Consider the following 15068-nt stretch of genomic DNA (forward strand, 5'->3'; position numbering starts at 1 on the left):
GTGCATGTTTTGGCTTGGGAGCAGGTAAGACCCAAGAAAAGCCACGTGCTTGGGATACAATTCCCTCGGTTGGGTTTTGCGAGAAAGCGTGCGTATGATTTGCTCTCAATGCGGATCGGAAAACAGGGAAGGCGCGAAGTTCTGTGACGAATGTGGCAGGCCGTTGCTTCCTGAAATAGTTCCTGAGTCGGATGCGGCTGATCTTAGTAACTCTGCGGCAGATGTCGATCGGACGCAGGAACTCGAAGCTGTCGATATAGATGGCGACGCAAAGCCGTCCGACAGTCTCGAATCGTTGGATGCTGCCCCGTTCCATTCGGGGCCGCATGTCGCTGTGCACCGCGATGACGAAAGCGATGATGAAGAGGATCTTCCTCAATCCGAATTTACGCTCGATCTTCGTGGTTTTGACGAATGTCTCGTTGAACCTGGGTATGTGCCGCCGCGCGTGTCATGGAACTCGGGTGACACGATGGAGTTGCCTCGCATCGATGACGCGCCATCTGTTCCGCGCCGTGATTTCCGTGCGCCCGATCAAAACGAAAAGAAGGGCTTGTTCCGCAAAGGGGATACGGCGAAGAAGCTAAAACAGGCTGAACAGACGCAAGAGCAGGCTCGCAGACAGGCGCAGCAAGAACAAAAGCAAGACCAAAAGCAGAAGACTCCCAAGCGCTCCGGCAAGTTAAAGGCAGGGCTTCTCGTTGCCGTGTGCTTGATTGCAATTGGTGTGGCGGCGTTGGGCTTGACGTATCAATTCGAAATGTGGGGTGGCAAGACTATTCCCAATGTAGTGGGGCTCACGCAGGCTGATGCGACCTTTATGCTCGAGAGTAAAGGCTTTTCCGTGCGTGAAACAAAGGTCAAGTCGGATGAAACTGAAGGGCTCGTGCTCATGGTTGATCCTGGCGTTGACTCCCGCGTGTCGGCTGGCTCGGAGGTTGTCATCCATGTTTCGCAGTCGAGAAGTATCCCTAATGTTGTTGGCATGCAGCGTGATGAAGCGCTCGCTTTGCTCGAACAAGAGGGATTTGAGCAGGTGAAGGTGGAAACTCAGAAATCCGATGAGCAGGAAGGGCTGGTCGTGGGCGTGACGCCTGCAGCTGGTGAGAAGGCAAAAGCGGTCACGAGTATCACCGTTACCGTTACTGCTCCGTATTGCGTTCCGGACGTGATGGGTCTTACTTGGGACGAAATGATTGCTGCCATCGAAGGTGAAGGGTACGTTTACGATGTCGCCTACGTGTACGACGACTCTGTCGCCGAGGGTACCGTTTTAGGGACAGATCCCGCAGCGGGCGAGAAGCTGCCGAGTGGGTCTGTTGTGGTTATTCAGCTTGCAAAATCGCGCGGTGCCGAGCTCGAGGCTGCGGCGATGAACTATCTGCAAGGAGCTGGCAGCATCACGCTTGGCGGGGTGAGCTATGCGATCATGTCGGTTGATTCGGTTGCCTACGAAGGTAATGACACTACGTCATTTACGGTCACGTGTGCTGCTGTTACCGTACTCGACGGTGAAACAGTGTACGGGTCGAACAAACAGAAGTCGGGCGTTATCGTATGGGACGCCAACAACAACATCGTGAGTGTGTCATAAGGGCGTAGCTTGTGTCAACGGCTACGTATACCGCTCGTGCGATAGTGCTTCGCCGAACCAAACTCGGCGAAAGCGACCTGATTGTTACGTTTTTGGCCGATGATGGCTCTCAGGTGCGCGCGGTTGCCAAAGGGGCACGCAAACCGACGAGTTCGTTCGCTGCGCGTCTTGAACTGTATTCTCACGTTGATATGCTGCTGGCGAAGGGTAGAAACCTCGACATCGTGAAGGAAGTTCGCCTTAATGCCAGCAACGTTGCTCTCAGGAGTTCGCTTGAACTGTCAACCTGTGCTTCTGCAGGGGCTGAGCTTTTGGGGAAGGTGTCGCAGACAGGGCTTTCAAACTGTAAGTTGTTTGCGCTGTCGTCTACGGCGTTTTCCGCCATGGCTGCCGCAGATGTCGACCATGCGCTGGCCATGTGCGCCGCGTTGCTATTGAAAACGCTGGCGTTTTCGGGTGTTAAGCCGCAGCTTACGCGTTGCGTTTGCTGTGATGCGACAATCAATCTGCGCACATGTCAGGAGCTCGTGCCCGTTTCGTGCGAAGAGGGTGGCGTGGTGTGCCCCGCCTGTGCGCGACGATGTGAGTCGGTGGCGATGCCTGCTGCTGCACTCGCGTGGTCAGAGACGCTGCTGTACTCGACATTCGAGCAAATATCAGGTATGACGGTTGACCGGAATGGTAGCTTCGGTGCATTGCGGCTTTGCCAACGCTGGACGCAGTATCATGTGGGCGCGAATCTGAAGTCGCTCGATTTTCTGTTCTCCTGCGGATTGTTCTGACGAGGCGATCCGTTTCGAAAGCATGTGAAGAAGGAAAGGAAGCAATATATGTACACGTATATAACTCGAGGCGTTTGCGCTCAAGCGATATGCATTGATCTTGAGGGTGATACGGTGGGAGATGTGCAGTTCATTGGTGGCTGTAACGGGAACTTGAAGGCCATTTCTAAGCTGGTGCGCGGCATGACCGTCGATCAAGTGGCCGAGCTGCTCGAGGGTAATACCTGCGGTCCTAAGCCAACCTCGTGTGCCGATCAGCTGGTGGCGGGGCTGCGCGAGGCGCAGCGCGCTGCGGGTGCTATTCGGTAGTGCTAACCTCGCAAATTGACTAGGCACAGGCAGGGCGCACATGATGTGCGGAAGGTGTGGCGAGCGGGCTTTTCGCTTGTTTTCCGCTGTTCGCGCCCTATAATGGATGGGCTGTGTTTTTCAGCATCCCCTTCCGCTTGGTTTTCATGGTTGTCGTATGGGTACTCAGCGGTCGGGCAGTGAATAAGGCGCGCGTCATCTGGCCGATGGCACGCGTGAGTGGTGGGGTAGCAACCCCGCATGACGAAAGGTGGACATCATGGCCGACAAGCTGAGCATTTCCAAAGAGCGCACCGCTGAGCTCATCAAGGAGTTCGGTAAGAACGAGCACGATTCGGGCAGCTCCGAGGTTCAAGTTGCGATCCTTACCGAGCGCATCCGTAACCTCACCGAGCATCTGAAGGTGCACAAGAAGGACAACCATTCTCGCCGTGGTTTGATGATGCTCATCGGCAAGCGTCGCGGCTTGCTGAAGTACATCAAGAACCGCGATATCGATGAATACCGCGCTCTCATCAAGAAACTCGGCATCCGCGACAACATCTAAGAGGACTAAGGCCCGCTTCGGCGGGCCTTCGTTTAGGAGCGAAAGCTCCTGAGACGGCCGGAAGCGTAAGGGCGTTGCTGGTCGTGATGGCGCCGAACCCTAAGTAGCCGCCATCGAAGAAGTCCGCGTGCAATAGGGCATGCGGGACAGAAGAGAAAGACATAAATCTATGAACAAAATCGTCGAGTCCTTCGAGCTGTACGGCAAGAGCTATCGGCTCGAAACGGGGGAGCTTGCAAAGCAGGCGTCGGGAGCGGTATTGGTTACTCAGGGTGACACAACCGTGCTTGTGACAGCGGTCATATCCGACGAAGAACGCGATTACGACTTCTTCCCTCTGACGGTCGACTTTATCGAGAAGATGTATGCGGTTGGTCGCATTCCGGGCGGCTACTTGAAGCGTGAGGCAAAGCCGTCGGACAAGGGCACGCTCACGGCTCGCATGATCGACCGCCCCATCCGTCCGGGTTTCGTTGATGGCTTTAAGCACGAAGTTCATGTGGTGGCAACTACGTTTGTGTGTGACAGCGTGAATCCGCCCGACGCCATCTGTGTCATGGGTGCCTCCGCTGCGCTCATGTTGGGCGCCGCGCCCTTCGATGGTCCTGCGGCCTGTGTGCGTATAGCTCGCAATGTGGAAACAGGAGAGTTTATCGTAAACCCCACGTACGAAGAGCAGGAGGCGTCGGATCTCGAACTCACCATTGCCGGCACCGCCGACTACATTTCCATGGTCGAAGCGGGTGCGAAGGAAGTCAGCGAAGAGGACATGTTGGCCGCTATGACTTTTGGTCAGGAAGCCATTGCGGCATTTTGCGCTAAGCAGCAGGAGTTTTTGAACAAGTGCGACATCCAGCCTCGCGAGTGGACCATTCATGTGGCCGACCCTTCCATCGCCGAGCGCATTGCGCCCTTTGCAGCCGACATGTCTGCGGCTTTGAAGGATGCCGACAAGCTTGCGCGCATGGGTAAAGTTGACGAGTTGAAGCGTCGCATCACCGAAGAGCAATTCACCGAGGACGAGCGTGCAAACTGGAAGGGCGACATCGCCGCCGAGCTGAAGAAGCTCGAGAAGCATGCCATGCGTGCGATGGTTATCGAAACAGGCGAGCGCGCTGACGGCCGTACCCCTGAAGAGATTCGCCCGCTACACATCGTGCCGGGTTATCTGCCTCGCGTGCACGGTTCGGGTTTGTTCCAGCGTGGTCAGACCCAGGTGATGAGCGTGTGCACGTTAGGTATGCTCAACGAATGGCAGCGTTTGGATACCATTGACCCCGCTGAAGGCAAGCGGTATATGCATCAGTACAACTTCCCGCCGTACTGCACGGGTGAAACTGGTCGCATGGGTGCGCCCAAGCGCCGCGAGATCGGGCATGGTGCGCTGGCCGAGCGCGCTTTACTGCCGGTGCTGCCCAGTGAGGACGATTTCCCCTATGCCATCCGCGTGGTGTCTGAGGTGCTGGAATCGAACGGATCCTCGTCGATGGCTTCCACGTGCGGCAGCACGCTTGCGCTCATGGATGCGGGTGTTCCTATCTTAGAGCCAGTGTCCGGCATCGCTATGGGTTTGATCAAGGAAGGCGACGACGTAGTGGTGCTCTCGGACATCCAAGGTCTCGAGGACTTCCTGGGCGACATGGACTTTAAGGTGTGCGGCACCCGCAACGGCATCACTGCGCTTCAGATGGACAACAAGGCGAAGGGTCTTTCCGTGGACATTCTGTCGCGTGCGCTCAAGCAGGCGCATGAGGGTCGCGCGTACATTTTACAGGCCATGCTCAAGCAAATCGAAGCTCCCCGCACCGAGCTGTCCGAGTTCGCGCCCCGCATCGAAACTATCCACATTCCGGTTGACAAGATTCGAGACGTCATCGGTAGCGGCGGCAAGGTTGTCCGCGGCATTCAGGATGAAACCGGTGCAAACATCGACATCCAGGAAGACGGCACCATTCATATCGCTGCGGTCGACGGCAACGCTGGCGCTGCAGCCAAGGCTATGATCCTCGGCATCGTGAAGGAGCCCGAGGTGGGCGAAATCTACGAAGGCGAGGTTGTGGGTATCAAGGACTTCGGTGCATTCATCAAGCTGACGCCTGGTAAAGACGGTCTGCTGCATATCAGTCGCATGGCGAATGGCCGCGTTGGTAAGGTGGAGGATGTGCTGTCGCTTGGCGATGTGGTGAAGGTGCAGGTGCTCGAAATTGATCCGAAAACAGGCAAGATTTCGTTGGATCGCCTGGAAAAGCCCGATGCGCCCGAGAGTTCCGCTCCCGCGCGTCATGATCGCGATGATCGCCCGCGCGGCGACCGTCGTGGTGAGCGGCCTCGTCCCGGTCAGGGCAGTCGCACACCACGTCGTCGGCATGAGGCGTAATTTGTATTGCAGTTGCTGACGCAACTGCAATAACCTTGATGCTGCGAAGGGCTCTGGCACCCGTCCTTGCTCCGTATGTAAGACTCGGCACGCTTGACATGCGCTTGGTCTTGAGGCGGGGTAATTCCGGGCACCAGAGCCCTTCTTGCTGGCTTTGTCGAGCATGCGCGTTATAACATAACGGGGAAAGGGAAAGCGCTGTTACGTTTGGAACCGCAAGCATGGGTGCATGGCGGGCTCGTAGCGTCGTGGATGTTTCGCTGTTCCTTCGCGGAACAATAGAATGGAGAGAACTATGATTAAGGTAGCTGTTGCTGGTTGCGCGGGACGGATGGGTTCGGCAGCGGTGGATGCCATCACCGCTGAGAGTGACATGGAAGTTGTTTGCGGGGTTGACCCGTTTGCACAGGGCGATGCTGTATTTCCTGTGTACGCTTCTGTTGAAGCGGCGCTTGACGCGCATGAGGTTGACGTGCTTGTTGACTTCACGCGGCCGGACGTAGTGGAAGGAAATCTTGCCATCGCTTTGCCGCGTGGTGTGAACTGCGTGGTGGGCACTACCGGGCTTTCGAACGATGTGCTCGAAGCGCTTGCCGCCACCGCGCAAGAAGATACCTGTCTCTTTTACGCCCCGAACTTCACCACGGGTGCGGTGCTTATGATGCAGTTCGCGAAGGCGGCGGCACCCTTCTTTCCCGAAGCAGAGGTTATCGAGTTTCATCATGCGCGCAAACTGGATGCTCCTTCGGGTACGGCAATGCGTACGGCGCAGATTATTTCCTGTGCGCGCGGTGGCCACAAAAGTGAAGCCCCGGGCCATGAAACCGAAATCGCTGGTGCCGAAGGCGCGCGCGGGGCGCTCATTGATGGTGTGCCGGTGCACGCGGTTCGTTCTTCGGGGTTTGTTGCTAGCCAGGAGATTATCTTCGGCTCCATGGGCCAGACGCTTACGATCCGACATGATTCATGGGATCGCACGTCCTACATGCCTGGCGTGCTGCTGGGTATCCGCAGCGTTGGTGAACGGTGCGGTTTGATTGTCGGTTTGGAGAACTTCATGATGTAGGCATCATGCTGCGCATGATGGTGTGCCATAATATGCAGTTACTGAAAAAAGGTACCAATGCGGCCGCATCCGATGCGCGCGGCCGCCAAGTGAGGAGCGCGCAATGAGTCAGCTTTTGTTCGGTCGCATGATCCCTGCAATGATCACGCCTTTCGATGAGATGGGCAATGTCGATCTGAAAACGGCTGAAGCGTTGGCAGACCGTCTGATAGCGGGCGGCGCTGATTCGTTGCTCGTGTGTGCTACCACCGGCGAGAGTCCCACGGTGTCGCATGCCGAAAAGATGGACCTGTTTCGCACGGTTGCCGAGGTCGCCCGCGGGCGTGTTCCTGTTATCGCTAACGTCGGCGGCAATTGCACGTCCGATTCCATCGCACTTGCGCGCGAAGTGCAAGGCATTGGAGTTGACGGCTTCCTTTGCGTTGTGCCGTACTACAACAAGCCTCCGCAAGAGGGCATGTACCAGCATTTCGGATCAATCGCGCGTAGTGTCGATCTTCCGGTAGTGCTGTATAACATACCTGGTCGCTGCGTGGTGAACATGCAGGCCGACACTACCATCCGCTTGGCGAGGGACTTTGATAACATCGTCGGCGTGAAGGAATGTTCAGGCGACATGGATCAGGTGGGAAGGATCGCACGCGAAACACCGGAGCACTTCAACGTGTATTCCGGTGACGACGCATCGACGTGCGAAATCATGAAGCAAGGCGGCGTGGGGGTCATCTCCACCACAGGAAACGTGGCTCCTGCCCGTATGAAGGAAATCGTCGAGCTGTGTGCTTCGGGCGACTGGGATGCGGCAAAGCGGGCCAATGAGCGCTTGTTGCCGCTGATGGAGGGCTTATTTGAAACCTCCAATCCCATTCTTGTGAAGGAGGCATTACGCCTTCTCGGTTTTCCCGTGGGAGGCGTGCGCCTTCCTTTGGTGAGGGCCACGCGCCAACAGTCCGAGCGGCTTGCCGACGTCATGCGCGAGGTGGGCATTCTCTAGAGAAATACTGGCTGGAACCGACTCGTCAGCGTTGGACTGACGGAATTGATCGGTGTTTCTCTCATCCACTTCGCTCGAACGAAAGGATGTAATGGAATCGAATAATACGCCGAAGAACGGCGAGGATGGCCAGCGGAACAAGCAGGGCGATCGCACTACGCGGTCGTATCGTCATGTCAAGCTCGAGCGCAAACGCCCTCAGCTAACAAAAGGATCGAAGTCCGACATGCCCGCAGACGATATATCGTTGCCGCAGAGCCAACGCAGGCGCCGTCTGCCGCAGCACAAGACCGGCAAGCGTGGGTCGGTGCTCAAGATCATCCCACTGGGAGGTCTTGACGCCATTGGTAAGAACATGACGGTGTTCGAATGCGAGGGCGACATGATCCTCGATGACGCCGGTCTTATGTTTCCCGATGATAGCCACCCAGGTGTTGACCTCATTTTGCCCGATTACACGTATCTGCTGGAAAACGCGAGCAAGCTTCGAGGCATCGTTATCACCCATGGGCACGAAGACCACACCGGAGCGCTTCCGTACGTGCTGAAGGATTTAGGGCTTGACATTCCCATCTATGCGACGAAGCTCACACTGGGGCTTATCGAGGGCAAATTTGCCGAACATCGCATCAAAAATGCCCGGTTATGCGAGATCAAAGCTGGTCAGACTGTCAAACTCGGCTGCATGGAAGCTGAGTTCTTCGCGGTCAACCACTCGATACCAGGCGCGGTTGGCGTGCGCTTCAAAACGCCCGCTGGTACCGTGGTGCATACAGGCGACTTCAAGCTCGATCAAACGCCAATTGATGGCGTAACCACCGATTTCGGCGCGCTCGCCCGGTTTGGGCGGGAGGGTGTTGACCTCATGATGTCCGATTCGACAAATGCTCAAAACCCCAATTTCACGCCTTCTGAAGCTGAAGTTGGCAAAGAGCTCGACGCGATTATTTCGCGAGCAACGGGCCGCGTGATTATCGCGTCGTTCGCTAGTCATATCCACCGCATGCAGCAGATTTGTGACGCAGCGGTGAAAAACGGGCGCAAGGTGGTGGTGACGGGCCGATCGATGGTGCAAAACACCGACATCGCGCGACGGCTCGGATACCTCAACATTAGCGACAACGACATCATCGACGCGTATGACATAAAGGGCATTCCTCCCGAGCGCGTGGTTATCATGTGCACCGGTAGCCAAGGCGAGCCACTGTCGGCGTTGGCGCGCATCGCAAACGGCGAGCACAAGACAATCTCGCTCGATGCGGGCGACACGGTTATTGTGTCGGCAACACCTGTTCCTGGCAATGAGAAGGCGGTGACGAAGGTCATCAACGCGCTCGCGAAGCTGGGGCTGGATGTGTACGACAAGTCGCGTGCTCGGGTTCACGTATCGGGGCATGCTGGTGCCGAAGAGCTGAAGCTTGTGCTGTCCATTGTGAAACCGCATGCGTTTATGCCCGTGCATGGCGAGGCGACACATCTGCGCGCTCACGCCAAACTGGCTGAAGCGACGGGGGTGGCACCTGAAAACGTGTTCATTTGCGAGAACGGCGAATCGCTCGAGCTGTCCGCCGACGGCATCCGTCGGGGCGAAACGGTGCAAAGTGGCATTGTGTTTGTGGACGGATTGTCGGTGGGTGACACGTCGCAGGACGTGCTTGACGAGCGCAGTGCACTATCGGCACAAGGCTTCGCTGCGGTTGCTGCAGCCGTGTCGGGTGCGAAGAATTCGCTGGTTGGGCAGGTGAACGTTGAGCTGCACGGTGTTGCTGGTGGCGATGACGGATATCTTGCCGATGACGCGCAGAACTGCGTCGCCCGCGCCATGAACAAGGCGCTCAGCCGGGGTTTGCGTGGTCGCGACTTAGAGAAGGCGGTGAAAGACGCGTTGCGCAGCCTGCTATGGGATCGCACAAAGACGCGACCCATGGTGGTAGTCAGCTTCATTTACGTGTAGCCTGCAAGATGGGCTAAGTCGCTTTTCCCCGCGCATGGTGGTTGATGCGGGTGGGTGACTCGGCTTGCGGATGTGGCCAGCTGCCCTTCGATACCGGTCGATGGGCAGCGAAAAAACGAATCAAAAACGCAGCATGAAGGAGCGATTGTGGCCAATCGATCATCAAGCAAAACGGCATCCCGCGGTAAAGGAAACGGGAACTCTTCAAAACGGTCGTCTCAGCGGTCGTCTCAGCGGGGCCGCCGTCTGGGCGCGCGGCCAGCAGACGGCGAGCGGATGCTCGATGATCGCGCACGTCGTGAGATCGCGGGTGTGGTGTTCGCTATTGTGGCGCTGGTGCTGTTTGTTATTGCTGTCATGCCCACCGATGCGCTGCTTTCGCACCTTCTGTCGGGTGCGTTGCACCTTTCTGTCGGGTTGGGTGCGTATCTGATACCTGTGTTCTTGCTGATCGTGGGCGCGACGTTTGTTGTCAACATCGAACGTCAGCAAATTCCTGCACGGGTGTCGCTGGGGTTGGCACTCATTCTGTTTGCTATTCTCGTACTGCTGTCGCTGTTTACCCCCAATGTTACGCCGGAGGATCCAAGCGCACTGTTTGAGGAAGAAGCGCTGGTGGCGCGTGGCGGATACGTGGGCGCGGGCATCGCTTGGCTGGGAGTGAAGCTGCTTGGGCAGCCGGTGTCATGCATCATCATGGTTGGCGTAATCGTTATAGGTTTGGTGGTTATCGGGTTCTCGTTATCGAAGCTCATCGATCGTGTTCGCGCAATACGTGAGCAGCGTGAGGCACAGATGGGCGAGCAGCCCCATGGCGCGAAGGTTCCGTTGTTCGCGGCAGGTAAAGCGAACCGCGCGGCATCGGCGCATGATGTTGACGATCAGACGTCGGCCCAGATGGATGAGCGTTTGGCAGCAACCGACACGCGCGTGCTACCTGTGCTTCCCGGGCAGGTGCGCGCTTCTCGTTCGGGCAGACGCACCTCTCGTGCTGCAGTGCCTGCGACGTCTGCGACGCCTGCGGCCTCTTCAGTAACCGCATCTCTTGACCCATCTGAATCGACAAGCTTAACGCGTCGCCTTCCTGATATGTCTGGAAAGGCTGGGAAAACGCAGGCTCTCACGCGCAAGTTGGGGCATCGTGCCGATCAAGCTGATCAGACTGATCGCGAGAAGGACTCTGTTGCCGCGACGCGTAAGGCAGCTGGGAAAAAGCCCGCTACACCGATGGCTACCCCGCATCCGTCTGACGGCTTTGAGTTGCCGCCAATGTCGTTGCTGGCGGTGTCGAAGGACTCCAAACGTGACCAGGCGAGCGACGCCGAGCTACAGGAGACAGCCGCGTGCCTGCAAGAAACGCTCGAGGATTTCAACATTATGGCGCAGGTGGTTGGCTGGGTTGCTGGCCCAACCGTCACTTTGTACAAGGTCGATTTGCCTGCTGGCGTGCGCGTGAGCCGCGTCACCGCACTGCAAGACGACATTGCGCTTGCACTCGCCGCTCCAGGTGTGCGTATTTTCGCGCCCATTCCGGGAACGAATTTCGTGGGTATCGAGGTGCCCAACCGCACGCGGCAGATGGTGTTACTCGGCGATGTGCTGAAGGAAGCGCCGGACGGGCCGTTGCAAATCGCTATCGGCAAGGATGTCGAGGGTCATTGTATCGTGTCGGATTTGGCAAGAATGCCTCACTTGCTCATCGCCGGCACCACGGGTTCGGGCAAATCGGTGTCCATTCACGGCATGATCATGTCGATCCTTATGAGGGCCACACCTTCCGAAGTTCGCTTCATTATGATCGACCCGAAGCGCGTCGAGTTCATTTTGTACAACGGCATACCGCATCTCTACGTGCCCGTGGTGACCGACCCGAAGGAGGCGTCGAGCGCGTTGTCGTGGGGTGTTGCCGAAATGGAGCGTCGTCTGAAGGTGTTCTCGAAGATGGGCGTGCGTAACATTGGGCAATACAACGCCGAAGTGCAGTCTGGCGCTCTCGAGGACGATTCCTGTGAGGAACTGCCTTATATCGTCATCGTTATCGACGAGCTTGCTGACCTCATGATGAACGTCGGCAAGGAAGTGGAGTTTTCCATCAGTCGTATCGCGCAGCTGGCGCGCGCGGCGGGCATTCACCTGATCATTGCAACTCAGCGTCCGTCAACCAATGTGGTCACGGGTCTTATTAAGGCGAATATCACCAATCGTATCGCACTCAACGTGGCTAGCAGCATTGACAGCCGCGTTATTCTCGATTCGCCTGGCGCCGAGAAGCTCATTGGCAGGGGCGATTTGCTGTTGTCGAAGCCAGAGTACGCCAAGCCTCAGCGAATTCAGGGTTGCTGGGTTGAAGATGACGAGATTAACGCCGTCGTTGAGGTACTGAAGGCCCAAGGTGAGCCGGAATACCATTCGGAAATCTTGCAGACAAACCTCATCACGTTGGGCGCGTCGCAGCCCGATGGGTCGGGTGGCTCGGGTACGGCCGATGATCCGCGGCTTTGGGAGGCTGCCGACATTGTGGTAAGTACCGGTTTGGGATCAACTTCGAACATTCAGCGTCGGCTCAGCGTCGGGTATTCCCGTGCGGGCCGTATAATGGACATGCTCGAGGAAAAGGGCGTTGTAGGTCCCCCGAACGGCAGTAAGCCGCGCGAGGTGCTCGTTGACGCCATGGAACTTGAGACGCTGAAGGCCTTCGAGGCTCAAGATGCGGCAAGCGGAGAGGACTAAGACCGTGGCTTACAACGATTTCGGACAGCTGCTTCGTGAAGCGCGCGAACGCAAAGGCTATGATCTGCCCACAGCGGCGCGGAGGCTTCGCATCAGGCCCGATGTTATTAGGGCAATAGAAAACAGCGACTATGAGAAAATGCCGCCACGCGGCTACGCTCGCAACATGGTGAACGCGTATGCGAGATTGGTGGGGCTCAACCCTACCGAGGTCACGCGCATGTACCTGGACGGTGCGTACGATCATCGTAACGGACGGCAGATGGGGCAGGGGCCTACGCATGGGGGTTTCGATATGCCAGGGGCGTCGCGCACGCAGCGCATGTCGGGCCGCACGGCGCGCGATCGTTCCGATCAAGGTATGCGCGATAGTCGCCGCATGCGCGACGATGCGGGCATGACCTCACGGCGTGACATGCGCGCGGGCGGCATGCGTGCCGATCCCTTTGATGACCGCGCGTCATCGCGTTCGCGGCGCACGGGCGCAGCCCCGCGCGACGGCCGTGGTGCGCGATCGCAAAGCCAAGGCGCTGCGCTGCCCGCATGGGGCGGTTTTGGGCGTGACAACATGAGGGCTTCACGCGGGTCGTCGGTCAGGCGTAGCGGCGGCCCCATGTACGCCAACGTGTACTCGGCCCCAGCGACGAGCCCCTTGCAGGGACGCTTGCCGTTCATTGTGGCGGGTGTGATCATTCTCGTGCTGCTTGTTATTGTTGTCTCGCTGCTTACGGGTAACGGCAAGCAGAAGGAAGAAGATGTGCCATCGGTGCCCGTGACGGGGCTGACCGATACGACGGTTGATGATAATGCGGATGCGAATACGAACACAGCTCCGGAACCTGTTAAGGAAACTGCACCGACAAAGGCGACGCTTGTGTGCAAGGTTGCCGACGGCATGGAGGCCTACATCGAGGTGTACGTTGACGGCGAAACGGCTCCCTCAACGGTTGAAATGCTAACAGGCCCAGCAGAGAAGTCGTTCGACGTAACAGGAACACTCCAGTTTGTTACCGCTGCTCCAAGTGCAGTAACCCTTGAGCTTGACGGCGAAAAAGTTGAGCTTACCGAGGCAACAGCAGGAACGGGCATCTACTCGTATACGGTTGATTTCGCTGACATCTTAAAGAAGTGGAACGAAGAGCATCCTGGTTCTGCTTCGACAAGTGGCGCAAGCACATCCTCGGGAAGCAGTGACACGAGTTCTGCTAATGGATCAGGTACGCAAGCCGCAGGGGGCACAAGCTCGCAAGCATCAGGTAATACAAGTACGCAAGCCACAAGTAACATAGGTACGCAAACAGCAGGTAATACAAGCTCGGCTGAATAGCGGTTGTTGACGGGTATTGGCGTCTTGATTTGCCCGAGCGAGCCTTGAGCGGCAAGGTGCGTTTATGGTAAAATATCAATTTGCGTTTTTGTGCCCTTATGGGTCGATTTCGGTACCTAGAAGGAAGGGGCTCACACGTGGCTAAAGCTTCGCAAGAGCAAACGGAGGCACGCGAGATGGAAGAAACTTCCGCCAAACACGATCTTGAAGAAACGTTCGATGACATTGAGGATGCTCCCGAAAGTGTTGTTGCTGCCGGAGTTCCCATTGAGGATGACAAGATTGAGTCCAGCGTTTCCGAAGAGGGCAGCGAGGACGATCTGCTCGTCGGCATTCCCGAAGAAGAACTGAAGGCAGTTGCCGACGTCCAATTGCCGAAGATTACTGGCCGAGGTGTGCGTGGCCGTGCATCGTCGCGCCGTCGTTTGGCTGATGCGAACGTCACCATGCTTACGGGCGATCCGGTTCGTATGTATCTAAAAGAGATCGGGCGCGTTCCGCTGCTTACCGCCTCAGAAGAGATCGATCTTGCCATGAAGATCGAGGCTGGCGTGGCGGCCACCGATGAACTTGAGCGAGCCGAGGACGAAGGTATTGAACTCGATCGGCGCGAAAGGCGTCGTCTCATGCGCGTGGAACAGGTGGGTCTTGATGCAAAGCAGCAGCTCATCGAAGCGAATCTGCGTCTGGTGGTTTCCATCGCAAAGCGCTATGTGGGCCGTGGCATGCTGTTTTTGGATCTTATTCAGGAAGGCAACCTGGGGCTTATCCGCGCAGTTGAGAAGTTTGACTACACCAAGGGCTTCAAGTTCTCCACGTACGCTACCTGGTGGATTCGTCAGGCTATCACTCGCGCTATTGCCGATCAGGCACGTACTATTCGCATTCCCGTGCATATGGTGGAAACCATCAACAAGTTGGTGCGCATTCAGCGACAGCTGCTGCAGGAACTTGGCCGCGAACCCACTCCCGAGGAAATCGGCAAGGAAATGGGTTTGCCGCCCGAGCGAATCCGCGAGATTCAAAAAATCTCCCAGGAACCGGTATCGCTGGAAACGCCTATTGGCGAAGAAGAGGATTCCCAGCTGGGGGACTTCATCGAGGACGACGCTGCTGTGGTGCCGCCCGATGCGGCGAGCTTTAGCATGCTGCAAGAGCAGCTGGGCAAGGTGCTCGACGGCTTGGCTGAGCGTGAGCGCAAGGTGATATCCTTACGTTTCGGGCTTGAAGACGGACATCCGCGTACGCTTGAGGAGGTAGGGCGCGAGTTTGGTGTCACGCGTGAGCGTATCCGTCAAATCGAGAGTAAGACGCTCGCGAAGCTGCGTCATCCGTCTCGTTCGTCGAAGCTTAAGGACTACTTGGAAGATTAAGGTTCCGGCAGGGCG

Annotated in this window: 11 protein-coding genes; all 11 read left to right on the top strand. The window is 57.1% G+C overall.

Annotated features, from left to right (window positions below; all coding sequences use genetic code 11):
- The first annotated feature begins 94 nt into the window (after positions 1–94).
- The 11 genes from G7Y43_RS06135 to rpoD all read left to right on the top strand — a co-directional run bounded on the left by G7Y43_RS06135 (position 95) and on the right by rpoD (position 15053).
- Entirely contained in the window at positions 95–1594 is a 1500-nt protein-coding gene (locus tag G7Y43_RS06135; protein WP_165045124.1) for a PASTA domain-containing protein, read from the top strand.
- Between the two features lie 11 nt (positions 1595–1605).
- Positions 1606–2376, top strand: coding sequence for a DNA repair protein RecO (recO, locus tag G7Y43_RS06140; RefSeq protein WP_165045126.1), 771 nt, complete (start codon positions 1606–1608; stop codon positions 2374–2376).
- Positions 2377–2424: 48 nt separating this feature from the next.
- The gene (locus G7Y43_RS06145) at positions 2425–2685 is read left to right on the top strand and encodes a TIGR03905 family TSCPD domain-containing protein (RefSeq protein WP_165045128.1); all 261 of its coding nucleotides are present in this window, start codon (positions 2425–2427) and stop codon (positions 2683–2685) included.
- A gap of 259 nt (positions 2686–2944) precedes the next feature.
- The gene (gene rpsO, locus G7Y43_RS06150) at positions 2945–3232 is read left to right on the top strand and encodes a 30S ribosomal protein S15 (protein ID WP_165045130.1); all 288 of its coding nucleotides are present in this window, start codon (positions 2945–2947) and stop codon (positions 3230–3232) included.
- A 169-nt stretch (positions 3233–3401) separates the two neighbouring features.
- A complete protein-coding gene (locus G7Y43_RS06155) occupies positions 3402–5609 on the top strand; it encodes a polyribonucleotide nucleotidyltransferase (RefSeq protein ID WP_165045132.1) in 2208 nt (735 codons plus the stop codon).
- A gap of 295 nt (positions 5610–5904) precedes the next feature.
- Positions 5905–6675, top strand: a complete 771-nt coding sequence (gene dapB / locus G7Y43_RS06160; RefSeq protein ID WP_165045134.1) for a 4-hydroxy-tetrahydrodipicolinate reductase — start codon at positions 5905–5907, stop codon at positions 6673–6675.
- A 103-nt stretch (positions 6676–6778) separates the two neighbouring features.
- Positions 6779–7669 (top strand): 4-hydroxy-tetrahydrodipicolinate synthase, encoded by an 891-nt coding sequence (gene dapA, locus G7Y43_RS06165; protein WP_165045136.1) that lies wholly within the window; start codon positions 6779–6781, stop codon positions 7667–7669.
- A gap of 91 nt (positions 7670–7760) precedes the next feature.
- Entirely contained in the window at positions 7761–9623 is a 1863-nt protein-coding gene (locus tag G7Y43_RS06170) for a ribonuclease J (protein ID WP_165045138.1), read from the top strand.
- Positions 9624–9770: 147 nt separating this feature from the next.
- Positions 9771–12353, top strand: coding sequence for a DNA translocase FtsK (locus tag G7Y43_RS06175; RefSeq protein ID WP_241158180.1), 2583 nt, complete (start codon positions 9771–9773; stop codon positions 12351–12353).
- A gap of 4 nt (positions 12354–12357) precedes the next feature.
- Positions 12358–13680 carry a RodZ family helix-turn-helix domain-containing protein gene (locus tag G7Y43_RS06180; protein ID WP_165045140.1) on the top strand — a complete coding sequence of 441 codons (1323 nt, stop codon included), beginning with the start codon at positions 12358–12360 and terminating at the stop codon, positions 13678–13680.
- A gap of 137 nt (positions 13681–13817) precedes the next feature.
- Complete coding sequence (gene rpoD, locus G7Y43_RS06185; RefSeq protein WP_370514650.1) at positions 13818–15053, top strand: RNA polymerase sigma factor RpoD; 1236 nt, start codon at positions 13818–13820, stop codon at positions 15051–15053.
- Positions 15054–15068: the final 15 nt, after the last annotated feature.

The organism is Adlercreutzia sp. ZJ138, from assembly GCF_011038935.1.
Taxonomy (GTDB): Bacteria; Actinomycetota; Coriobacteriia; order Coriobacteriales; family Eggerthellaceae; genus ZJ141.

Coding starts and splice junctions, on each gene's coding strand:
- G7Y43_RS06155 (WP_165045132.1), top strand. CDS start 3,402: ATGAACAAAATCGTCGAGTCCTTCGAGCTGTACGGCAAGAGCTATCGG.
- dapB (WP_165045134.1), top strand. CDS start 5,905: ATGATTAAGGTAGCTGTTGCTGGTTGCGCGGGACGGATGGGTTCGGCA.
- G7Y43_RS06170 (WP_165045138.1), top strand. CDS start 7,761: ATGGAATCGAATAATACGCCGAAGAACGGCGAGGATGGCCAGCGGAAC.
- G7Y43_RS06145 (WP_165045128.1), top strand. CDS start 2,425: ATGTACACGTATATAACTCGAGGCGTTTGCGCTCAAGCGATATGCATT.
- G7Y43_RS06135 (WP_165045124.1), top strand. CDS start 95: ATGATTTGCTCTCAATGCGGATCGGAAAACAGGGAAGGCGCGAAGTTC.
- rpsO (WP_165045130.1), top strand. CDS start 2,945: ATGGCCGACAAGCTGAGCATTTCCAAAGAGCGCACCGCTGAGCTCATC.
- dapA (WP_165045136.1), top strand. CDS start 6,779: ATGAGTCAGCTTTTGTTCGGTCGCATGATCCCTGCAATGATCACGCCT.